The 21,484-nt window shown below is 42.2% G+C and carries 18 protein-coding genes; 10 read left to right on the top strand and 8 right to left on the bottom strand.

The annotated features are described in order from the left end of the window. The first annotated feature begins 140 nt into the window (after window positions 1-140). The 3 genes from AC1DO4_RS04865 to AC1DO4_RS04855 all read left to right on the top strand — a co-directional run bounded on the left by AC1DO4_RS04865 (window position 141) and on the right by AC1DO4_RS04855 (window position 2,379). Window positions 141-671 (top strand): hypothetical protein, encoded by a 531-nt coding sequence (locus AC1DO4_RS04865; RefSeq protein WP_477413497.1) that lies wholly within the window; start codon window positions 141-143, stop codon window positions 669-671. 192 nt (window positions 672-863) lie between these two features. Beyond that, window positions 864-1,865, top strand: coding sequence for a hypothetical protein (locus tag AC1DO4_RS04860; protein ID WP_477413495.1), 1,002 nt, complete (start codon window positions 864-866; stop codon window positions 1,863-1,865). Window positions 1,866-1,896: 31 nt separating this feature from the next. Continuing rightward, complete coding sequence (locus tag AC1DO4_RS04855; RefSeq protein WP_477413493.1) at window positions 1,897-2,379, top strand: N-acetyltransferase family protein; 483 nt, start codon at window positions 1,897-1,899, stop codon at window positions 2,377-2,379. Window positions 2,380-2,473: 94 nt separating this feature from the next. Here AC1DO4_RS04855 and AC1DO4_RS04850 read toward each other — a convergent pair whose 3' ends face one another. From AC1DO4_RS04850 to AC1DO4_RS04835, 4 genes are all read right to left on the bottom strand, one after another. After that, window positions 2,474-5,077 carry a DUF4132 domain-containing protein gene (locus AC1DO4_RS04850; RefSeq protein ID WP_477413491.1) on the bottom strand — a complete coding sequence of 868 codons (2,604 nt, stop codon included), beginning with the start codon at window positions 5,075-5,077 and terminating at the stop codon, window positions 2,474-2,476. A 2-nt stretch (window positions 5,078-5,079) separates the two neighbouring features. After that, complete coding sequence (locus AC1DO4_RS04845) at window positions 5,080-5,469, bottom strand: hypothetical protein (protein ID WP_477413489.1); 390 nt, start codon at window positions 5,467-5,469, stop codon at window positions 5,080-5,082. A 156-nt stretch (window positions 5,470-5,625) separates the two neighbouring features. Beyond that, window positions 5,626-6,852 carry a C4-dicarboxylate transporter DctA gene (dctA, locus tag AC1DO4_RS04840; RefSeq protein WP_477413487.1) on the bottom strand — a complete coding sequence of 409 codons (1,227 nt, stop codon included), beginning with the start codon at window positions 6,850-6,852 and terminating at the stop codon, window positions 5,626-5,628. A gap of 284 nt (window positions 6,853-7,136) precedes the next feature. Next, a complete protein-coding gene (locus AC1DO4_RS04835) occupies window positions 7,137-7,922 on the bottom strand; it encodes a hypothetical protein (RefSeq protein WP_477413485.1) in 786 nt (261 codons plus the stop codon). 371 nt (window positions 7,923-8,293) lie between these two features. Between AC1DO4_RS04835 and AC1DO4_RS04830 the strand changes: the two genes are divergently transcribed. From AC1DO4_RS04830 to AC1DO4_RS04820, 3 genes are all read left to right on the top strand, one after another. Beyond that, window positions 8,294-11,617 (top strand): leucine--tRNA ligase, encoded by a 3,324-nt coding sequence (locus AC1DO4_RS04830; RefSeq protein ID WP_477413483.1) that lies wholly within the window; start codon window positions 8,294-8,296, stop codon window positions 11,615-11,617. 319 nt (window positions 11,618-11,936) lie between these two features. Then, the gene (locus AC1DO4_RS04825; protein WP_477413481.1) at window positions 11,937-12,884 is read left to right on the top strand and encodes an acyltransferase family protein; all 948 of its coding nucleotides are present in this window, start codon (window positions 11,937-11,939) and stop codon (window positions 12,882-12,884) included. Between the two features lie 121 nt (window positions 12,885-13,005). After that, the gene (locus tag AC1DO4_RS04820; protein WP_477413479.1) at window positions 13,006-15,549 is read left to right on the top strand and encodes a TonB-dependent receptor; all 2,544 of its coding nucleotides are present in this window, start codon (window positions 13,006-13,008) and stop codon (window positions 15,547-15,549) included. 114 nt (window positions 15,550-15,663) lie between these two features. Here AC1DO4_RS04820 and AC1DO4_RS04815 read toward each other — a convergent pair whose 3' ends face one another. Beyond that, entirely contained in the window at window positions 15,664-17,472 is a 1,809-nt protein-coding gene (locus tag AC1DO4_RS04815) for a MutS-related protein (protein WP_477413477.1), read from the bottom strand. Window positions 17,473-17,539: 67 nt separating this feature from the next. Between AC1DO4_RS04815 and rlmH the strand changes: the two genes are divergently transcribed. The 4 genes from rlmH to AC1DO4_RS04795 all read left to right on the top strand — a co-directional run bounded on the left by rlmH (window position 17,540) and on the right by AC1DO4_RS04795 (window position 19,966). Then, the gene (gene rlmH, locus AC1DO4_RS04810) at window positions 17,540-18,013 is read left to right on the top strand and encodes a 23S rRNA (pseudouridine(1915)-N(3))-methyltransferase RlmH (RefSeq protein ID WP_477413475.1); all 474 of its coding nucleotides are present in this window, start codon (window positions 17,540-17,542) and stop codon (window positions 18,011-18,013) included. Between the two features lie 151 nt (window positions 18,014-18,164). Beyond that, window positions 18,165-19,094: a cation diffusion facilitator family transporter gene (locus tag AC1DO4_RS04805; RefSeq protein ID WP_477413473.1), complete on the top strand. Its 930-nt coding sequence runs from the start codon at window positions 18,165-18,167 to the stop codon at window positions 19,092-19,094. Between the two features lie 11 nt (window positions 19,095-19,105). Then, window positions 19,106-19,468 carry a hypothetical protein gene (locus tag AC1DO4_RS04800; protein ID WP_477413471.1) on the top strand — a complete coding sequence of 121 codons (363 nt, stop codon included), beginning with the start codon at window positions 19,106-19,108 and terminating at the stop codon, window positions 19,466-19,468. A gap of 87 nt (window positions 19,469-19,555) precedes the next feature. Next, window positions 19,556-19,966, top strand: coding sequence for a Dabb family protein (locus tag AC1DO4_RS04795; RefSeq protein ID WP_477413469.1), 411 nt, complete (start codon window positions 19,556-19,558; stop codon window positions 19,964-19,966). A 131-nt stretch (window positions 19,967-20,097) separates the two neighbouring features. Here the strand turns inward: AC1DO4_RS04795 and AC1DO4_RS04790 are convergent, their stop codons facing one another. The 3 genes from AC1DO4_RS04790 to AC1DO4_RS04780 all read right to left on the bottom strand — a co-directional run bounded on the left by AC1DO4_RS04790 (window position 20,098) and on the right by AC1DO4_RS04780 (window position 21,481). Then, a complete protein-coding gene (locus tag AC1DO4_RS04790; RefSeq protein WP_477413467.1) occupies window positions 20,098-20,613 on the bottom strand; it encodes a DUF5606 family protein in 516 nt (171 codons plus the stop codon). Window positions 20,614-20,697: 84 nt separating this feature from the next. Further along, window positions 20,698-21,135, bottom strand: coding sequence for a peptidylprolyl isomerase (locus AC1DO4_RS04785; protein WP_477400805.1), 438 nt, complete (start codon window positions 21,133-21,135; stop codon window positions 20,698-20,700). A 223-nt stretch (window positions 21,136-21,358) separates the two neighbouring features. Further along, window positions 21,359-21,481 (bottom strand): hypothetical protein, encoded by a 123-nt coding sequence (locus AC1DO4_RS04780; RefSeq protein WP_477413465.1) that lies wholly within the window; start codon window positions 21,479-21,481, stop codon window positions 21,359-21,361. Between the last annotated feature and the right edge of the window lie 3 nt (window positions 21,482-21,484).

Here is a 21,484-nt window from a genome sequence, read left to right as displayed (position 1 = left end):
TTTGGGATAGATGTTTTTGTAAGGATGCAATATTTTGATTGCCTGACATAGTGCTGTCCTAAATGCGTGGTGCATACTAAGTATGTTTATTCCAGCAAATACCCCTGTTTTTTTTATCCACTGAATTAATCTCCTTGAATATGAAAATTACGATTTATTTAATACTATTTTCTTTCATTACCTCATGTGCAAGTAGTCAAGGAATTGCTATCATACAATATAAAAGAAAAAATGCAGACGAATCCCACTTAAGAAATAATACTTACTATATGGCATTGCCCAAAGGGTTTAAGCCTTTAACCTTAGTTGGAGGCCATAACGAATTAGAAAAACAATACATTTATTCAGACTCCTCAAAAATATATATATCTGACTTTGTAATTAGTGTATCAAACTATAATAACATGCGATCAATGGGAGACAGCATAACACATAAACGTTTTGAGAGTACTCAATTAAAAGATAAAATAGCAAGGGAGTTGGGTAAAGAATATAAGCCCGAAACTTTAACCCTGCAAGGTAAAATGGCCAATGGATTATATTGGAAAGATATAAGAATAGGTTATCTAAGTATTGGATATGTAAACGTATCTGAAAAAAAGAAGAATGAGTTTGATAAAGCTTTAGCTTCCTTTAATAACAATCCGAGTTCGATTAAAAAAGTAGAATAAAATTTTCCAATCCCCAGCCGCAAGCGTTTTTCGCTGGGGAAATAGTTAAAGCAGCATTATTTTCCACTATTGCCCGAAAATTCCACCCATTGGTATCTCCTTCGAAAGCTGTCAGAAAAAAACAGACTTAATTGCAACACCCGATTAATATTGTTTTAGTTAATTTAGCAGCATCTAAACATCCTGTTACTTATGAAAACACACAAAAGATTTGCTACACTTATTGCATTTATGTTTTGCATTACTGCCGCCCAGGCCCAATTTGGCGGGCTTGGTAAAAAATTACTGGATAAAGGCACCGAGATGGCCTCGGGCGGTGGTTTAAACAAGATCCTGAAACAACCCCAGGCCATTACAACAAGTTTTAAAGATGTAAACAAAACAGGTTCCAAACCCCCATCATTTATTGAAGGACAGCAACCCGAGCCTTTATACCTTTTACCCAAAGCGCCCGGCGGCGGTTTTAAACTTTGTGCCGGCTTTTTTGAAATGACCAATAAAAGTTATTGCCTGCACGCCGGTACACGTGGGCCAAGCACCGGCGATGGTTATATGCTGGCACCGGTATTGGGCCCCAAGGCCGATGTGGTGATACTGATACTTAAAAATGCCGAAAAGCATCCCGATGTAAAACAGCGCAGTATCCAGGTATTACTTTGGGCAATAGTTGCCCGTACCCGTTTTGCCGATTTTGGTACAGATATCAAACTAACAGCAACCACCTTATTATCGCCGCAGGAACTGCTTATGCTGGAGGGTGGCGCATTGGGTGTACTTCCGGCAAGCCTGGTGGCAAAGGCCAAAGACCAGCTGCCGGCCGCAGCCCAAAGCGTTTTTGAGGCCGAAAATAATATCCGCCAGCTGGCCGCATCGGGCAATGCATCATACGAAGAAATGGAAAAATACGCCATGCTGGCCGGCATTGCTCCGCAACCCGATCCCGAAGTGCCATCGGGCATATGGTCTTTACACCCGGATGGTTATTATGTTCGTTATTTCCCGAGCGGGTATCCGGTTACCAGGGTACAAGTCTATGTACCTAAAGAACTGATCAGCACCAAACCCGACCTGGTTTATGACGGCCCCAAAGGTATTGCCTGCCCTGCCAACGTAGGATCACAGCGCCTTGCCCAAACCAACGAGCCGTTAAATGCCGATTACAGCAAAAAATTAAAAACGATTTGTAACCCGTAATACAACAACTATAGCGGGAAGTTTACAGGTTATGAAAATAAGACCAGCTACTCAACAGGACTATGATTCCATTTGGGAGATATTCTCAACAGTTATACAAACAGGAGATACGTACGCGTTTGATCCCGAAACTCCTAAAGCCGATTTACAAAAACATTGGTTTGCAAGCCCAATCCAAACGTTTGTTGCCGAAGAGGATCATAAAATACTGGGCACTTACATCATGAAGCCCAACCAGGTGGGGCTGGGCAACCACATAGCCAATTGCGGCTATATGGTGCATCCCGATGCCAGGGGCAAAGGTATAGGCAGCCTGCTTTGCCGGCACTCTATGCAAATAGCTAAAGAACAGGGATACCAGGCTATGCAATTTAACATAGTGGTTTCAACCAATCACCAGGCGGTAAAGCTTTGGCAAAAAAATGGCTTTACCATTATTGGCACTACCCCCAATGGTTTCAGGCATCTTCAACTGGGGCTTGTAGATACTTATATTATGTATAGGCCCTTGTGATGTCCTGATGCTGGTAGACGTGTGTCTCGTAAATAGATGAACGTAATATAAAATATTGAATTTGCAAAAGCCCGGATGTTTGTTTTCCGGGATTTTATTTCCTGTTTATTTGCGATGTAATGGTGCTGTCGGTAATTTTGTCATCATCTGCAAGCAGGAAGGCTTTGGAGAGGATGACCGAAAGGCCGGCATCGCCTTCAAAGGGAATAAACAAACCTTCGGTTGGGCTTTTTTGACCCCTGTCGGGCACAATGCATAAATATTGGTCGTTAGGTTCCATTAGTATGTTGGTGCTGCCAATATGTATTTTATAAGTTCGTAGCTTACCCTTTACTACCAGGAACTTGTCCTGTATAGCCGCAACCTTGTTTATTTTTAATCTTGGTACCAGGTTGGTCAGGATCTCTTTACGGTTTTTTGCCAGTTCAGAAAGGTCGCCAAAAGAATATGATGCCCAATAGTTGTTCAAAGCCGGTACCCCGCCCGAATCCTGCCAGGCTGGGTCGTTACCTACGCTGGCCACCCCAACAAAAAGGTCAACATCCCGCAATGCTTCAGAAAGCGCCAAAGCCGGAACATCTACCAGCTCCATAACTGTATCATCGGCTGCACGCACAAATCGCACCTGGTCGGTAGTTATATAATTCCATATGCCAGTGTCGTTATAAGCATTATCCGCGTTAACTTCGTTTACCCAGTATTGGGCTTTGAGCTCATGTTCGGGCAAATGTATTTCGGCAATGCCGTTTTCTATGCCGTTATCGTATGTGCCAAGTAATGAATATTTCCAGCCCCGTGTTTTGGCCAGCATGTTAAACTGGTGCTGCTTTAATACGTGGGCAGCCATTCGGTTACTGTAGGTGCGGGTATTTATTTCAGCTTCGGTAAGCAAATAAACCTCGCGGAACGCTTGTTTCAGTGGTTGCTGAATCTGATGCCGAATCAAAAAATCGCGCCATTTTTGTACTTCGGCAAGGGGGGCCAAAGCTGGATGCCATAGGGATACTTCGGCGTTTTCGTCGAGGATAAACACCTCATCGTTGTTATTAAGCCATACCTCATTTACCCGGATCACGGATGTTGTTTGCCCGGCCTGGGTAACACTCCAGATGATTTGCCTACTGAGGAAACACATCAGCCCATGATCTAAAAAAAACTCCTTGAAAGCCTCAAAGCTCAGCTTACGCCCGGTCCGGAACATCCGGTCTATACGGTCGCGCTGGGCGCTGGTGGTCTGGTCGGTTTGTTTCTGAATATCTTTTATTTTTTTTAACCTGACGGCCTGCTTTTCTTTTATAACCGAGGGGATAGTTTTCTGTTGTACCCCGCCGGTTTTATACCAGTTAAGCTCAGATTTGCCAACGCCGGTAATTTTCAGGATACAGGTGTAATTTTCAAACTGAAACTCACGTGTTTCATTGGTAAGTCCAAGATCATCAACCGCCATGTCCTCAATTTCGTGGGTTGATACACCTTGTTCCTTTGCGGCCTCGTGTATATATTTTTCGATGATTTGTTGCGTATTACTCTGCTTAATCCGAAGTTTCAGACGGGATAAATGGCCTATACCATCCAGGCCTTTTGATTTATAAAGAGCATACAGGCAGGCATTGCCAATGGCCGCCGCTGCCGGGCCGACGCCGGGCATTTTTTTGTAACTCCGTTCGGCCAGTTTAGCCAAGTTATTAAGAGTGGCGTTATCGTGAAAATGCGCGCACATCCATACAAAGCCTTTAATGGCTTCCATGTTGATGGCGCTTAAAAATGTTGATGTTGAGTAATTGTAAACCCTGTTATCATAAGTTTGGGTATGTACTTTAGTTTCTTCTTTTAAATTAATAATAAACAGGAACCAGTTGTTCACAACGTTTTTAAACTTATCGGCACCTAATTGTTTAAACAGCCCTTTACTTTCCTGCAGGTATTTATTGGATGGCTTTGAACCCGAGGCCTTTAATGCCTTTGCAATTAATTGGTACCATACCTGCCGTTCTGCTTCCGGTAAATCCTGGATGATTTGGTTAGCATAGGCAGAAAATGCGTCATCGCCTAAAAACAATGTGGGCTTAACTTTTTCCGGCGATTCTGTTGCACCAAATATCAACTGATCTATCTTTTCTACCAGTTTTAGCTTTTCTTTTTCGAAATAGGTTTGGTTAATCTGCTGTATAGTCACTTTCAGTCCATTCAACAACTCAATCATTTTTTCGGAGATGCCCGATTTGCCATACTGGCGCGTGAGTTGGTTGAGCAGGGCCGAGGTAGGCCATTGGTTTAGGGTAGCCCAGTCCCATTTTTTATTTTGGTTAAATGCAAGCAAGACCCTTTCCAGATCGTGATCATCAATGGCAAGCCTGGTTTTAAACAGCTGGCTTAGGTAGGCCGCCCTTACCTCGTTATCCTGATAGGCTATATCAGTATTTGAGTAACCGCGCCTGTTTTTTTGATATTCGTTAATTTGACGCAGGCAGTAAATGATAAAGTCTATTTTCTTTTTATCATTCCAGTTGGCTACATCCTGCGTGTAAACAGATATTGTATTCAGTTTTAAATTCCAGAAATAGGTATTTATACGCGCGTATTCGATGCGTGAATTACGAATCACTTCGTCAAACTCATTTACTGTTTGAGCTGGCGGCATATCATTTGAAGATGTATTATTGAATAATGCATCTTTAATTTTATCAAAAATATTCATGTTCAACCGCCTACCAATGGCGTTAATTTGATGAAACTAATGGCCATTTCTTTTCGTAGTCCGATCTGTTGATCCAGGCTTTCCGACTGGATATTATCAACCAGTACAAAGAAGCCATTGTTTTGAAAAGCATGCAGGGCAATATAAACCTGCTTTTCGGCGTCGATCACTTTTTTGGGTTTCAGCTTGAAGCCATTCAGCGTTTTTTCAGCGTCTGACGGCTCTATCAGTCCATCAAAATAGGCGGGCATTTTGCTATTATAGTGCTCCACCTCTTTAATTACCCTACTGGTAATGATGTCCTGTATAGTAACCACTTCGGTTTTAAATTCAATATCCAGCTCACGCAATATTTTGCCGGCAAAAGTCTCGTCTTTAATGGTAATAATCATACTGCAATTTTTTTTTGATAAGGTGTTAGCAGATAAACAATAAAGATATAAAAACCTATTGATGAGAATGTATTGGTTAAAATAAAATATGCAGGAAATAATTGTTATTAGTACATTATGTAGTCGCTGACGTAATTGCCAAGAAAAACTCCCCCTTCAAGGGGCCGGGGGGCTAAACTCCCCTTCACTTTTCGCAATAACAATAGTTGCCACTCCATTACCAATTACATTGGTGATGGCCCGGGCTTCGGACATGAACCTGTCTACTCCTATCAGTATAGCCAAGCCCTCAACCGGGATTATTTTTATTGCGGTAAGTGTGCTGCTAAGCACTATAAAACCGCTGCCTGTTACCCCTGCGGCGCCTTTGGAGGTGATCATGAGGATGCCAATAATGGTTAATTGCTGGGCAAGTGATAAGGGTACATTAAATACCTGCGCCAAAAATATTACGCACATAGACAGGTAAATGGTAGTGCCATCCAGGTTAAAGGAATACCCCGTAGGGATCACCAAACCCACAACCGACTTGGAGCAGCCAAATTTTTCCATCTTCTCCATCATGGCCGGCAACGCAGATTCGGAAGAGGATGTACCCAGCACAATCAGTATTTCCTGCCGGATGTATTTGAGGTATTGCCAAAGGCTGAATTTATAGATGCGGCAAATGATATTTAGCACCACAAAAATGAACAGGAGCATGGTTAAATAAACAGAACCCATCAGCAGCGCTAATGGCTGCAAGGTTTTTAACCCATACTTGCTGATGGTAAATGCCATCCCCCCAAAAGCGCCTAAAGGGGCTACCTTCATTACAATCTTCATGATGTTGAAGAACACTTTGGAGAGCTTATCAAACAGCTGGATAACCGATTGACCGGTTTCGCCCATGCGGCTCAACCCAACGCCAAACAAAATAGCGAAGAAGAGGATTTGCAATATATCGCCTTTGGCAAACGCATCAAACACATTGCCGGGTACAATGTGGGCAATAAAATCGCCCCAGTGCATTTCGGCAGCGGCTTTTTCATACACTGCAAGCTTGCTGGTATCTGTAACGGTATGGCTTACAAAACCGGCGCCGGGTTTAATGATATTGGCCACCGTAACACCGATGATAAGGGCGAAGGTGGTAACTATTTCAAAATAAAGCAGTGCCTTACCACCCACGCGGCCAACCTTTTTCATATCGCTCATGCCGGCAATGCCCAGCACAATGGTGAAAAATATAATAGGCGCTATCAGCATAGTAATAAGGCTGATGAACGTTTTGCTGATGAGTTCGGCAGTGGAGGCAAAGCCCTTAAAGTTTAGTCCGACGACAACACCGAGGGCAATAGCGATAAGAACCTGGAAGGAAAGATTTGAGAATAGACGTTTCATTGTTAAGCAAACCCCCAGCACCCTAAAGGGGGAGCAAAAGGTTTTACTTTGCCAATATAATAAGTTATTAGTTCTGATTATAACAAAAAAACTCCCTCGGGAAACTTCCTGTTAAAGCAAATGGGACGGGCAGAAAACTCCTATGACATGCATTCAGGTATGCATGATTTTAGAGCGGGGTGTAGATTTTTCGCTGTGCTCAAGAAACAGTTTCTCCTCACCCCGCGCTTAATTCCCTGTCTATTCAGTCAGTAAGCGGGGAATATGAATGTCTTATAGATCGGTTATAACACCTGCCCGGTTTTAACATTAATGGTATAAACATCGCCATTAATGGTAATCTTGGCTTTATGCCCAGCCATGAATACAATTGTTCCCGAGTAGTTCCAGGTGCCTTTATCATAAGTTCCTTTGGTGGCAAAGGTTCCGTTTCCGCTTATAATATCGGCATCTGCAGAGCGGTCGATAACCAGTGCCGATAAAGTGAAACTGTATGAACCCGCAATGGTTTTTGTAGTGTTGTTTTCTTTGTAGCTTCCGTTTACAGATAAATTCAATTTACCATCCAGCTGAAGCTTTGCACCTGTTTGGCCGGGGTTAAGGCTTTTTAATAAAAAGCTTTTACCATATTTTTCTGTAAGGTTAACGCCGCTGCCAACTACAACTAAATGCAAGCTGTCGTTAACATTTACGCTTGATGGTATGTTGTTGGTGCATAAAACCTCGTATTTAATTTTTTCCCACAGATCGAGTTTTGCACTATCGGTATCAAAGTTAACCGAAAAGGTGGTATCAATTTTAAAACCACAGCCCACGTGATGGTTTGACTGAACTTTGATTTTGCCTTTGTGTGCAAAATCAAGGTTGCTTGGATAATCGATACCATCTTCGATGCTAAAGCCGCCCTGTTCGCCGTACAAAGATTCACTAAGGCTGGCAGCCATTTGTGTGCTTACTATTTTGGTGCTTACCGTGCTGGTGTTGGCGTCGTCTTTTAATTTGCTGCAGGCTGACCAGGTAAATGCTATACCTATAAAGGCCAAAAGGATGAGTTTGTAATTGTGCTTCATGTTTAAGGTTTAAGAAAGTGTTGCCAAATTTAATGCTTATATGGTTAATTACAAATAGGTGGACTAAATAATTAACATCAATAATATCGGCGTTCATCTGTTATTTATTTGTGCACCAGGTACATGCAATGTAGTGTTAAGTCAACAGTACTAAGTTATAAGCCGGATTTGTTCTTTTTTGACTTTGAACTTAAGACTTTCGACTAAAGGCTACCGTCAATTCAAGATTGACACGACAGTAGCAGCATATGGATTAAATTGCATAGGCGCGTTTTATGGGCGGGCTACACTATAATCAACTAATCGCCAATAAACTACCATACTAATAGAGATTTTCTTAATTTCGCAACCTCATACGCGTAAACAACAAAATGGACTATCAATTTAAGGACATAGAGCAAAAGTGGCAGCAGTTTTGGGCACAGAACGGAACGTTTAAAGCCGAAGATAAAAGCGCCAAACCCAAGTATTATGTGCTGGATATGTTCCCATACCCATCTGGTGCGGGGCTGCATGTTGGCCACCCGCTGGGTTATATCGCATCTGATATTTTTGCACGCTACAAACGCTTAAAAGGGTTTAACGTGCTGCACCCCATGGGTTACGATAGCTTTGGCTTACCGGCCGAGCAATACGCCATACAAACCGGGCAGCACCCTGCGGTAACCACCGAAGAAAATATTGCCACCTACCGCCGCCAGTTGGATCAGATAGGCTTCTCTTTTGATTGGAGTCGTGAAGTGCGCACCAGCTCGCCCGATTATTATAAGTGGACACAGTGGATTTTTATGCAGCTGTTTAACAGCTGGTATAATAAGGATGCTGATAAAGCCGAATCAATTGCTAAACTGGTTGAACATTTTGAGCAAAAGGGTTCAGCCGGCATCAACGCTGTATGCGATGAAGAAATATTGAGTTTTACTGCTGGTGAATGGAAAGCGTTTAGCAACCAGGAGCAGCAGGCCGAATTGTTAAAATACCGCCTTACCTACCTGCGCGAAAGCACCGTAAACTGGTGCCCGGCTTTAGGAACCGTATTGGCAAACGACGAGGTAAAGGACGGCTTTAGCGAGCGCGGTGGTTTCCCTGTTGAGCAAAAGAAAATGATGCAATGGAGCATGCGTATTACCGCCTATGCCGAAAGGTTATTGCATGGATTGGATACCATCGACTGGCCCGAGCCATTAAAAGAAATGCAACGGAACTGGATAGGTAAAAGTACCGGAGCGTCAGTTAAATTTCCGCTTGACAAAACCACTCACCATTCATCACTCACCACTCACAATTACATCGAGGTTTTCACTACCCGCGTAGATACCATCTTCGGCGTTACTGTTTTGGTGATAGCGCCCGAGCATGAGTTGGTGGCTACTTTAACCACACCTGAGCAGAAGGCAGATATTGATGCCTATATAGCTGTAACCAAAAAGAAATCGGAGCTTGACAGGATGGCTGATGCCAAAACGGTTTCGGGCGCGTTTACAGGAAGCTTTGTGTTGAATCCGTTGAATGGCGAAAAGATCCAGATATGGATTGCCGATTACGTTTTAGCCGGATACGGTACCGGGGCTGTAATGGCCGTACCATCTGGCGATCAGCGGGATTATTTGTTTGCCAAATATTTTAACCTGCCGATAGTACCTATCCTCGATATTCAAAATATTGAAACCGAAGCCGACCCGACCAAGGAAGGTAAATACATCAACTCCGACTTTATGAACGGGTTGGATTATAAAGCAGGTACGGCAGCCGTAATTGCCAAACTGGAAGAGATTGGAGCCGGTAAAGCAAAAGTGAACTTCAGGATGCGCGACGCCATTTTTGGCCGCCAGCGTTACTGGGGCGAACCTGTGCCGGTTTACTTTAAAGAAGGCTTGCCTCATTTAATTGAAGAAAGTCACCTGCCATTACTGTTACCTGAGGTTGATAAATATTTACCTACCGAAAGTGGTGAACCACCATTAGGGAGAGCTGAAGGATGGAGCTACAAACCGGAAACAGCCCCCTCTAAATCTCCCCCGGTAGGGGAGACTTCTCAACCGCACCAGGCCGGAAGTTACAGGGAAACCGCCGATCCCGTTTATTATAAACAGGTGAAGGATTTCAGTCGTGATAATAGAAATCAACCGACTGAGGCTGAAGAAATGTTATGGCAATTACTAAGAGGCGAAAAACTTGGTTATAAAATAAGGAGACAGCACGTTGTCGGCCAGTTTATTGCTGATTTTATTTCTCTACAAAAAGGCTTAGTAATTGAACTTGATGGCCATCACCATACAGCCAACAAAGAAGCTGACGATGCAAGAACGGAAGTATTAAATCATTTCGGTTTTGAAGTAATAAGATTTTCAAATGATGAAGTATTAAAAGATGTTCAATCCGTTGCTTTATCTATAAAGTCAAAATTGGATAGCCTTCCAGAAAGAGATAAAACAGAAATAACGAGAGAAGAAACAGATGCAGCTAAAGTCTCCCCTACCGGGGGAGATTTAGAGGGGGCTGATGGGGTTGGTTATGCCTACGAACTTTCGACCATGCCGGGCTGGGCGGGATCAAGCTGGTATTGGTACCGTTACATGGATGCGAAAAACGATAAGGAGTTTGCATCAAGAGAAGCTATTGAGTACTGGAAAGATGTGGATTTATACATAGGTGGCAGTGAACATGCAACCGGTCACTTGCTGTACAGCCGTTTCTGGAACAAGTTTTTGAAGGATATTGGTAAAGTAGGAGAGGAAGAGCCGTTCAAAAAGCTGATAAACCAGGGGATGATACAGGGTAGGAGTAATTTTGTATACCGTTTGATTGATGAGGAAGGACGCGGAACGAACACGTTTGTTTCTCACGGCCTTATTAAGCAATATAAAACTTCGCCATTGCATGTTGATGTGAACATTGTGGAAAATGAGATCCTGAACCTAAATAAGTTTAAAGAATGGCGACCAGAATTTGGGGATGCTGAGTTTATTTTAGAGAATGGCAAATACATTTGCGGCGTTGAGGTAGAAAAAATGTCTAAACGGTATTACAACGTTGTTAACCCTGATGATATAGCTCAACGTTACGGCGCCGATACCCTGCGCATGTACGAAATGTTCCTCGGTCCGTTGGAGCAAAGCAAGCCCTGGAATACCAATGGCATTGAAGGCGTGTTCAAATTTCTGCGTAAATTTTGGAGAATGTTCCATAACGAGGCTTGGGAGTTTAGCGTATCTGGCGCCGGGCCTTCAAAATCGGAGTTGAAATCATTACACAAGATCATCCGCAAAGTGGAGGAAGATGTTGAGCGTTTCTCGTTCAATACTTCAGTTTCCAGCTTCATGATCGCTGTAAATGAATTAACAGACCTGAAATGTAATAACCGCGCGATATTGCAGGATATGGTGATCATCCTGTCACCCTATGCTCCGCATATTTGCGAGGAATTATGGACATTATTGGGTAACCCGGCTGGTAGTTTATCATACGCGCCGTTCCCTAAGTTCATCAGCGCTTATTTAATTGAGGATGAATTTGCTTACCCGATATCTATCAACGGTAAAATGAAGATGAACCTAAATATTTCATTGAGCCTTGACGTAAAGGAAATAGAAACTACTGTTTTAGCCAACACCGATGTACAAAAATACCTCGACGGCAAAGCCCCTAAGAAGGTGATTGTAGTTAAAGGCAGGATTGTTAATATGGTGGTGTAGGTAGCCGGTTTAAATATTCGTCAACCCAACAACCATGTCCTTACTTCGTGCCTTATAATGATGTGATTGTAAGTTATTGATTATCAATATGTATTTTTACAATAGATCCCTTTCCCGTCATTGCGAGGTACGAAGCAATCCCCGAATTACAGAGTAACTGTGCAAATCCGATCTGTATTTTGGGGATTGCTTCGTACCTCGCAATGACGATCACGAGGCGGTTCTGGTATCCATATATTTCTGTTTTTTCCAGCTGCGTTGGTCGGTACTCGCAATGGCTTTTTTTTGTTAACCTCGTTTAAGCGTATGTGCTAAGCCAATGACCCCAATCAGTATAAAACAAAAACCACACATACAGCAGGTTGATTATATCCGGGCAATTGCTTCTGTGGCCGTAGCGCTTTTTCATTTAGGGGGCAAAACCCTGCCGGTTTTAAAGTATGGCTGGCTCGGGGTTTATATGTTTTTCCTGCTATCGGGTTTTATCATATGCTGGGCCATACCGCAAAATTATACCTGGAAACTGAGCGGACGCTTCATTTTAAAACGTATTACCCGCATCGAGCCTCCCTATCTCACCTCCATCGCCCTGGCTATCATCGTGAACTTTTTTTGGGTTACAAATTACAGGCCCGACTGGTTTAACGCTGTTTGCCATTTAGCATACCTCAATAGCTTTGTAGGTCAGTCTTATCTTAGTCCCGTTTATTGGACATTAGGTATCGAGTTTCAGTTTTACCTGTTTGTGGCCTTATGTTTCCCCTGGTTTACCGGTAAATGGGGACAATGGCTGTTATTACTTTTAAGCATTTTACCGCTAATAATAAAAATACCGGGAACCAATTTAGCAAATTACTTTTCGGTGTTTGCGCTGGGTATTTTGTATTATTTGTACCTGGTAAAAGGTAAAAACTTAAAGGAAATACTTTTTTTGGGAGTTTTGATAACCGTATGCAGTTTATACACCGTTGGCTGGCCGCAAACCTGCGCCGCATTGTTTGCTTTGGGATTGCTGCTGTTACCTTTAAAAAGTTACCCGGTGGTTAGCTTCTTTTCAAAAATATCGTTTTCGCTTTACCTCACTCATGATATGATAGGCAGCAACCTGGTTGTTTATTTAGGTATGCTTTTGCCTAAAACGCTGTTTTTTAAAGGATTGGAATTTATGACCGGGCTTATAGTGAGCATTTTGTTTGCATGGCTGTTTTGGTTATTGGTGGAAGCGCCTTGCTTAAAACTTTCCAAACAAATAGTTTATAAACGGTAGTTCTGCATTATTATTTTCTTAGTGTAACATATACATGACAATTTGCACTTTAGTAAAAAAAGAAAGGTTTAGGGTGTAACATTTAAAGTATTTTCGCCTCCAATTACGAAAATACTTACAAATGAAACGTTTTTACATACTTATAGCACTTTTTTGTTTTGCTCTTTCGGCTAAAGCCCAGTTTAATGTGGGTGGTGGCGGGCCAAATATTGTTGGCCGTATATCTGGTACAGTGATTGATTCAATTACAAAAAAGCCAATGGATTATACTACTGTGGGTTTATACCGCAGCGGTGGCAAATCGCCCTTAAACGGTGTAGTAACCGACGAAAAAGGGAATTTTAAAATTGATAATGTAAAGCCAGGTACTTATAAACTAATAGTATCTTTTATCGGTTATCCATCAAAAACAATTGAGCCAATTACTACCACGGCTTCAAAACCCGACAATAAAGTGGGTAGTGTTTTCATATCCCCTGGAGCAAAAGCATTGGCAACGGTTAATGTAGTGGGGCAGGCGCCGCTCATTGAAAACAAGATAGATAAAATTGTTTACAATGCCGAAAAAGACCTCACCGCAGCAGGCGGTAACGCTACAGATGTATTGCAAAAAGTACCTTTGGTTGCTGTTGATATCAACGGTAACGTATCTATCCGGGGCGATCAAAATGTTCGTGTATTGATTAACGGTAAGCCATCGGGCGCAACATCGGCCAGTTTAGCGGATGTATTAAAAACCATTCCTGCCGACCAGATCAAAAGCATCGAGGTGGTAACTTCTCCATCAGCAAAATATGATGCAGAAGGTTCTGGTGGTATTATCAACATCATTACCAAACAAAAAAATGTTTCGGGCGTAAGCGGTTCTGTAAGCGGTGGTGTGGGTACCCGTCAAAACAATGGTAACATAAACTTTAACTACAACAAAAACAGGTTTAGCCTGGGTATTAATGCGGGTGGTAACTTAACCTGGCCGCAAACATCTACAACCACTTTCGACCAGGTATTTAGGGATGCCGATGGTACTGTTACCCGCCATAATTATAATAATTCTTCAAGCCGCATTAAAAGGCATGGTGCTATAGGCTCTGTTACTGCCGGTTATKAGGYTAATGCTTTTAACAGCTTTAACAGTACCATCAGGCTTAATGATGGTGGTTTTAATATTGAAGGAAAGGGAATTAACAATATTGATTTAGGAGGTGTACTAAGCCAATATACCAGCACCACCCAATCGCATAATAAATTTAGCGGATTTGATTGGAACCTTGATTACACGCACAAGTTTAAAAAAGAGGGCGAGGAATTCACCCTATCCGGGCAATGGAGCCATAGCGATATAAAAACTGATTATGCCAGCTTGTTTACCGCGGTTAACCCAAGCCAAATGGGTAATAATAATGGTATAAACAATGAATATACCTTCCAGGCCGATTATACGTTGCCTTTAAATAAAGTAATAAAAATTGAGGCCGGCGGTAAAACCATACAACGCCGCATAAACAGTAATTACGATATTTTCAATACCGATAGTTTGGGTAATAACTCAGCACGTGATTCGTTAAACTCAAACCTGTATGATTATAACCAGAATGTATACGCCGGTTATGCGGTATTAACCTTCACTTTGCCAAAAAGTTATTCGTTACTGGTAGGCGGCCGTGTTGAAAATACCAGGATAAAAGGCGACCCTCAAAATCCTTTCCAGGATCCTGAGAAAGTAGGCGACCTTTACCAGGATTTAAAACCGTTTACATCAAGTTACACTACTTATGTGCCAAGTTTAACTATCCAAAAGCAATTGGGTACCCAAACTATTAAGTTATCATACAGCAAACGTATCCAAAGGCCAAGCCTGCAGTTTTTAAATCCGTTTATTAACCGCAGCAACGTACAAAGCCAAACCGTAGGTAATGTGAACCTTGCGCCCGAGGTTTCACAAACTGTGGAGTTAAACCTAAATAAGTTTGTTAAATCATCTGTGCTTAACTTCTCGGTTTATTACAAGCATACCAATAACCTGATAGAGGGTATTGCAAGCCCTTTAACCGAGACTATAAATGGCCAGGTAATAAACGGAACCCGTACTGCTTACCAAAATGTTGGTAAAAACAATTCATTTGGCGCAAGTTTCTTTGGGTCGATAAACCCGGTGAAGGCGCTTACCATACGGGCAAGTATTAACGGGTTCACTTATAATCCAACCATATTTCCGCAGTATGATATTGCAGCCTCAAAAACAGGTGTTTATTTCCAGTATACCGCTTTCGGAAGCGCCTCATACCAGTTTAGTCATAATATACTGATGGAGTTATTTGGCTTTACCAATTCGGCACGCAGAACAATCCAGGGTACCAACCCGGCATTTGGCATATACGCTTTTGGTTTAAAGAAACAATTTATGGATAAAAAACTGGCTATTGGCTTTAATACTGTACAACCTTTTGCCAGGGATAAACACTTTAACTCCAATATAAGCAATGCTTCGTTTACACAAAGCAGCTCAACTGCATTCCCTTTCCGTTCTTTCGGTTTAACGTTTAGCTATAACTTTGGTAAGCTAAGCTTCAGCAATCCGCAGCAACAGAAAAAAGGCGTAAACAATGATGACCTTAAACAAGGCGATCAGGGTGGCCAGGGTAATACACCTGCAGGCGGTAGATAATAAGGATTTAGTATCAAGTAGTTAGTATCAGGTAGCAAGATTAAAAAATGCAAGAGCCGGGAGATTTGATCTTCCGGCTCTTTTTATTTTTAAAGAATGTCATTGCTTTTACCTCTATTCCACCTCCACATTAATCCCTATCTGTTTCAATAATAAGGTAGCGTTAAAGGTTTTGCACTCGCCATGTTTAATTTTATAATCAAACAGCATTTCGCCATCCTTTACCTGTATGTCGAAGTAGAAATTGCGTACATAATCAGGGTATTTATCTTCCAGGCGGGCAATCTGCAGATCATGGGTGGCAACCAGCCCAACGGCGTTTTTACTTATCAGTTGCTCTATTACCGCTTTTGAGCCAAGGTATTTATCAACCGAGTTGGTGCCGCGCAGCATTTCATCAATCAGGAAAAAGATCTTAGGTTCATTCTCCACAGCAGCCAGCAGCATTTGCAGTCGATCGAGTTCGGCTTTAAAGGTGGAGGTACTCTCGTTCAATGAATCTTTGATGCGCATATAGCTGATCATGGTAATTACCGAAACACGCATGCTTTTAGCGCATACCGGAGCCCCGCAAAGGGCCAGCACGGTGTTGATGCCGATGGTACGTAAAAAAGTGCTCTTACCTGCCATGTTTGATCCGGTGATGATATCAATTTTAAAGGTATCATCCAGTTCATAGTCATTTTCGATGCGTTTACCGGCATCAATAAGCGGGTGGGCAAGTGATTGGGAGATTAGTGTGTAGCCGGGTTTGCCCTCAATTTGTGGAAATGCCCAGGCGGGATAATTAATCGCCAATCCGGAGAGGCTGATCAGCGCTTCAAACGCAGCAATTACATCAAAGGCGGCTTCCAGGCTTTCGGTGTTCTGGCGTTTCCAGTTTTCAATGGCAATCACCTGGCGGATATCCCACAAAAAAAACAGGTTCAAAACAAAACCTACTATCATATTTAAATGATAATTGAGCTTGTTGATAAGCGCGGCGAGTTCCTTTATTTTGTTGGAGGTTTTACTTTTTTTCAATATTCCTGCCAGCGAAGCATTATAGTTAGCCTGCCATGGCTCTTCTTCAATGCGTTTAAACACATTGGCGTAGTTGGCCAGCGTATCGCCAATTTTACCGGCAATTATATCGGCCTTGCTAATATACATGGCTTTGGAGAAAACGATACCCATATTGGCTATCCCAATTATAATGGCCGCCAGCTTTGCCTGGGGTATAAACCATGCCAGTATTAATGTTGCGGTAAATAGCCAGGGGGCAATTTTTACATATACCGCAAGCCATTTTTCGCCGGGCATATCAAGCGGAAGGTGCAGGTATTTAAACAGGTTTTTAAGCTGGTTAACATCCTGCTGTATGGCAAACAGCAGGCGGGTTTGGATCTCCAGTTTCCAGTCGTTTTTGGTGCTTATCTCTTTGATAGCTTCCTGTCGTTGTAAAATAACGTCTTTTGCTGATGGCTTATCAAACCACTCAGCAAGTTTGGTATTACCTGTTGAAGTGGCGGTGCGGTTTGCCAGCTGATACAGGGATGCATTACCAAAAATATCCAGGTCGGCAGTATAAAAATGTTTTTCGCTGGCAAAGCGGGCGCCATCGTTATAAATATTGGTGTGGGCTTGTATGCTGTCAACTTCGTTAAGGTTTACCTTTTGCAGATCGTCGAAATATTGTTTCAGCTTTTCGAACCGGCTTTGGCGCGATACAAGCCAGGCAAAAGCGAAAACCAATATAATAAAAGCTACCGCCACAATGGTAAAGTTATCCTGCTGTACTGCAATGCTAATGGCTACAACAATGAGCGCGAAAATGCTGAGCCTGAGCAGCGAATAGGTATTGGCCAGTTTTTTATATTTGGTGGCTTCCTGCTGCGCGGCATCGGCCCGTTGAGTATAATCGTTGATAATATCCTGTTCCATTTTTTGGTAAAAAAGTTGAGGCTAAATAAACACATATATTTCAAATAAACGTTTATTTGTTTCAGATATGAAGATCACGTTTTTAACAGTTGGCAAAACCGAGGATGCTTATTTAAAAGAGGGCATTGATAAATATATAAAGCGCCTGAAGCATTATACTAAATTAGAGCTGGTTGAAATTAATGAACTGAAAAACACCAAGGCCCTTAGCGCCGAACAGCAAAAAGCTAAAGAAGGGGAGCTGATCCTCAAAAAAATAAACCCGCTTGATCATGTTATCCTGATGGATGAGAAAGGTGCCGAATATTCATCCACCCAATTCGCTGCCTATATCAACAAAAAGGAGATCAGCTTATCGGGCAACCTTGTATTCATTATAGGCGGCCCTTATGGCTTCGATCAATCGGTATATCATCGGGCAAACGATAAGATCTCGCTGTCGAGAATGACCTTCTCGCACCAGATGGTCCGCCTGTTTTTTGTTGAACAGTTGTACCGGGCCTATACAATAATGAAGGGCGAGCCGTATCATCATGAATAGATATGCGGAGGATTGTCTGAACCGGAATTTTTAGAATTCATGGAATTATTTGAGTTTTAAAAATCCTGGGTCAGATGAATTTTTGATTAAGACAAACACCTGCACACCTGAAATCTGTACATCTGAAATCATTTTCCCTATCTTTGTTATTATGTCAGGTCACGATCATTCACATGCACACGGTCATCATCACCATGATCATGCCCCCCGGTTAGATCATTTGAACACCGCGTTCATCATCGGTATTATATTAAACTCGGTGTTTGTGGTTGTGGAGGCTGTTGCGGGTTTTATAACGCACTCCCTGTCGTTACTAACGGATGCCGGGCATAACCTGAGCGATGTAGCTTCGTTGGCTTTAGCCTTGCTGGCCTTTAAATTGACTAAGGTAAGTGCTAATAGCCAATATACCTACGGCTATAAGCGATCAACCATTATTGTTTCTTTCTTTAATGCCCTGATCCTGTTTGTGGCGGTAGGCTTTATAGTTTATGAGGCTGTGATGCGCTTCATGACCCCCGAAACTGTATCAGGCGGAACAATGGCCTGGGTAGCTTTTATTGGTATTGGCATTAATGGCTTTACAGCATGGTTATTTGTAAAAGATAAAGATACGGACCTTAATATAAAAGGCGCGTACCTGCACATGGCTGTAGATGCCATTGTGTCTTTTGGGGTAGTTGTATCTGGCGTTATTATTTATTTTACAGGCCAGTATTGGATAGATAGCGTTGTGAGTATTATCATAGCCTTTGTGATACTTCGTGGCACCTGGGGGCTTTTAAAAGACAGTCTGCGCCTTGAAATGGATGGCGTTCCAAAGGAGATAGACCTTGAAGAAATAAAAAATGAACTAATGAAGGCCAAAGGTGTTGTTGATGTGCACCACATGCATGTTTGGGCGTTAAGTACTACCGAAAATGCCCTTACCGCTCACCTGGTCATCAAACCCGAAGCCATTGCCGATTTCGACAGTATCAAGCACGATCTTCGTCATCGCCTGGAACACCTGGATATTAATCACAGTACTTTTGAACCTGAGTTTGCCGATGAAAAATGCAAGCAGGTGGAGTGTGCATAGGAGGGCTGTAAGTGAAATTTATAGGAAAGAACACAGAAGTGATAAACTACCTGAGTGGGAATTTAACGTTGCTCGATGCAACAATAAACAAATTTGAAATACAGGAGTTAGATCATGTTTTACAGATAAGTATAAAGTTTCATTTAAGTCGCCGTACGAAAGCCGACATAACGGTTCTTTTGATCTTTAAAGATGTTGTTGAATATGGTTTTTACCATAACAATAAACACAACTTTTATAACGTGGAAGAGTTGAAGTTTTTTGAGACTGAAGGGAAGTTCTACTTTTCCGGTGATCCTTATCATACCAAAGGTATTTCAGAAAACGATAACGATTTTGTATTGAGTAAGGAACTCGAAGGATATTCGCTGTAGTAGACTTACAGGATACTGTGCGAGTTTCAAGGGCTACCCGTTTTTCAAATAATTCTTCCTAATTTAACGCTCATTATTTAACCTACCATGAGCAACTCAAACAGAAGAAAATTTATAACCACAACGGCTGCCCTTGCCGCAGGTACAGTAGCAGCATCAGCATTTCCTTTAGTACAAGCAAAAGAAGAATGGCCGGTAATACATCACGTATTTTTCTGGCTTAAAAACCCAGGCTCGGTTGAAGACCGTGATAAGCTGATAGCTGGTCTTAAAACCCTTTCGAAAATTGAAACTGTGCGCAAGCTGCGTGTTGGTGTAGTAGCCAGTACCGAAAAACGTGACGTGGTTGATAACAGCTGGGCAGTATCAGAACTAATGTTTTTCAGCGACCTTGCCGGCCAGGCCACTTATCAAACTCACCCCATACACCTGGAGTTTATTAAAAACTGCAGCCACCTTTGGGAAAAGGTTATTGTATATGATGCGGTGGATGCGTAAAATATAAGATCAACTAATTCAATAAAATACCCGTCATTGAGGCACTAAGCAATCTCTATGCTATACAGATAGGATTTGCAAGGCACCGTAATGACTGTCGGAAATAATTAATGGGAAAAGCAAAAAGCCGATTACTCGGCTTTTTTTGTGGCTTTTTTTGCTTTTGCTTTTGGGGCGGGCGCCGGTTCGGGCTCAGCGGTTACAGCTTCGGCAACCGGCTCTTCCGCAACCGGAGCGTCTGCTACAGCAGGTGCCTGGGTTGGATCGGCTTCGTTAAAAAGCGGCATATCTTTTAATACCTGGAACCATGAAATGATCTTTTTCATATCAGAGGCGTATACTTTCTCCTCATCATGATCCGGCGCTACTTCATAAAAAAAAGTCCTTAGTTTTTTACCATCGGCCTTGGCATCCGGAATATTTGAGGCAGTTTTCATTTGCTCAAAAACGTCCGTAAGTTTGATATCATCATCGACACCAAAAATGGTGATTTCGCTTAATGCAGCTAATTTGGCGGTTGAAAGGTTGGCTACCAGTTTGGTTTTTTGAGCATCAAGACTTTCCAGTACATAACCGGTTTTATTTTGCGCTAAAGCTCTCCACAAGCCCGGTTTGCCCGATACAGCTACAATTCCTTGTAAATTCATTTTTTATTGGTTGATTAGGTTGATTAAGTGAATGGTTGATTGAGTTTTAAACCTAATCAACCACTCACCCAATCAACCAATAACTTAATCTTCTATTACTTCGATGCTTAAAATTTTATCGCCCTGGCGGATAGCGTCAACTACGTCAACATTCTCAATCACTTTACCAAAAACAGTGTGGTTACGGTCTAAGTGAGCGGTGTTAGCGCGGTTGTGGCAAATAAAGAATTGTGAGCTGCCTGTATTGCGGCCGGCATGTGCCATTGAAAGTACGCCACGATCATGGTATTGATTGTCGCCTGTTAATTCGCAATCAATTTTGTAGCCGGCGCCACCAGCGCCGGTACCGGTTGGGTCGCCACCTTGTACCATGAAGTTAGGGATAACGCGGTGAAAAATAACGTTATCATAAAAGTTTGATTTTGCTAATTTTTTAAAGTTAGCTACAGTATTTGGGGCATCCTGATCGTAAAACTCTACGGTCATATCGCCTTTTTCAGTTTTAATTATTGCTTTGCTCATTTCTTTGTTTTTTTAAAAACAGTTGGCAAAGGTAATAAAAAAGCATAAAGCTAAAAGCATAAGGCTGAAAGCTTTTTAGACAATAGCCGCAAGGTAAAAGCCCCACCATTCATGGTAATAACATTAGCTGTTTATTCGTTACATTTGATAAATCGACATCGAAATAAATATTATATACCGTGGTCAACAAAGCGCACAGACAATATCTTTTATCTTTAATCCTTTATCCTTTGTCTTTTTTCCACCTTTCGCCTTTAACCTTTCGCCTTTTACCTTTTTTCCGGCTTTTAGCTTTTTGCCTTTTGCTTTCAGCTCCTGTTATTTCCAGGGCTGCCTCTATTCTCATCCC

The organism is Mucilaginibacter sp. P5_A6, assembly GCF_056400585.1.
Note: the sequence above shows the minus strand (reverse complement) of the source record. Positions and strands in the feature narration are given on the sequence as shown.

Coding starts and splice junctions, on each gene's coding strand:
- AC1DO4_RS04845 (WP_477413489.1), bottom strand. CDS start 5,469: ATGATTATTACCATTAAAGACGAGACTTTTGCCGGCAAAATATTGCGT.
- rlmH (WP_477413475.1), top strand. CDS start 17,540: ATGAAGATCACGTTTTTAACAGTTGGCAAAACCGAGGATGCTTATTTA.
- AC1DO4_RS04825 (WP_477413481.1), top strand. CDS start 11,937: ATGACCCCAATCAGTATAAAACAAAAACCACACATACAGCAGGTTGAT.
- AC1DO4_RS04850 (WP_477413491.1), bottom strand. CDS start 5,077: ATGAATATTTTTGATAAAATTAAAGATGCATTATTCAATAATACATCT.
- AC1DO4_RS04865 (WP_477413497.1), top strand. CDS start 141: ATGAAAATTACGATTTATTTAATACTATTTTCTTTCATTACCTCATGT.
- AC1DO4_RS04805 (WP_477413473.1), top strand. CDS start 18,165: ATGTCAGGTCACGATCATTCACATGCACACGGTCATCATCACCATGAT.
- AC1DO4_RS04835 (WP_477413485.1), bottom strand. CDS start 7,922: ATGAAGCACAATTACAAACTCATCCTTTTGGCCTTTATAGGTATAGCA.
- AC1DO4_RS04855 (WP_477413493.1), top strand. CDS start 1,897: ATGAAAATAAGACCAGCTACTCAACAGGACTATGATTCCATTTGGGAG.
- AC1DO4_RS04815 (WP_477413477.1), bottom strand. CDS start 17,472: ATGGAACAGGATATTATCAACGATTATACTCAACGGGCCGATGCCGCG.
- dctA (WP_477413487.1), bottom strand. CDS start 6,852: ATGAAACGTCTATTCTCAAATCTTTCCTTCCAGGTTCTTATCGCTATT.
- AC1DO4_RS04795 (WP_477413469.1), top strand. CDS start 19,556: ATGAGCAACTCAAACAGAAGAAAATTTATAACCACAACGGCTGCCCTT.
- AC1DO4_RS04785 (WP_477400805.1), bottom strand. CDS start 21,135: ATGAGCAAAGCAATAATTAAAACTGAAAAAGGCGATATGACCGTAGAG.
- AC1DO4_RS04830 (WP_477413483.1), top strand. CDS start 8,294: ATGGACTATCAATTTAAGGACATAGAGCAAAAGTGGCAGCAGTTTTGG.
- AC1DO4_RS04790 (WP_477413467.1), bottom strand. CDS start 20,613: ATGAATTTACAAGGAATTGTAGCTGTATCGGGCAAACCGGGCTTGTGG.
- AC1DO4_RS04860 (WP_477413495.1), top strand. CDS start 864: ATGAAAACACACAAAAGATTTGCTACACTTATTGCATTTATGTTTTGC.
- AC1DO4_RS04780 (WP_477413465.1), bottom strand. CDS start 21,481: ATGAGAATAGAGGCAGCCCTGGAAATAACAGGAGCTGAAAGCAAAAGG.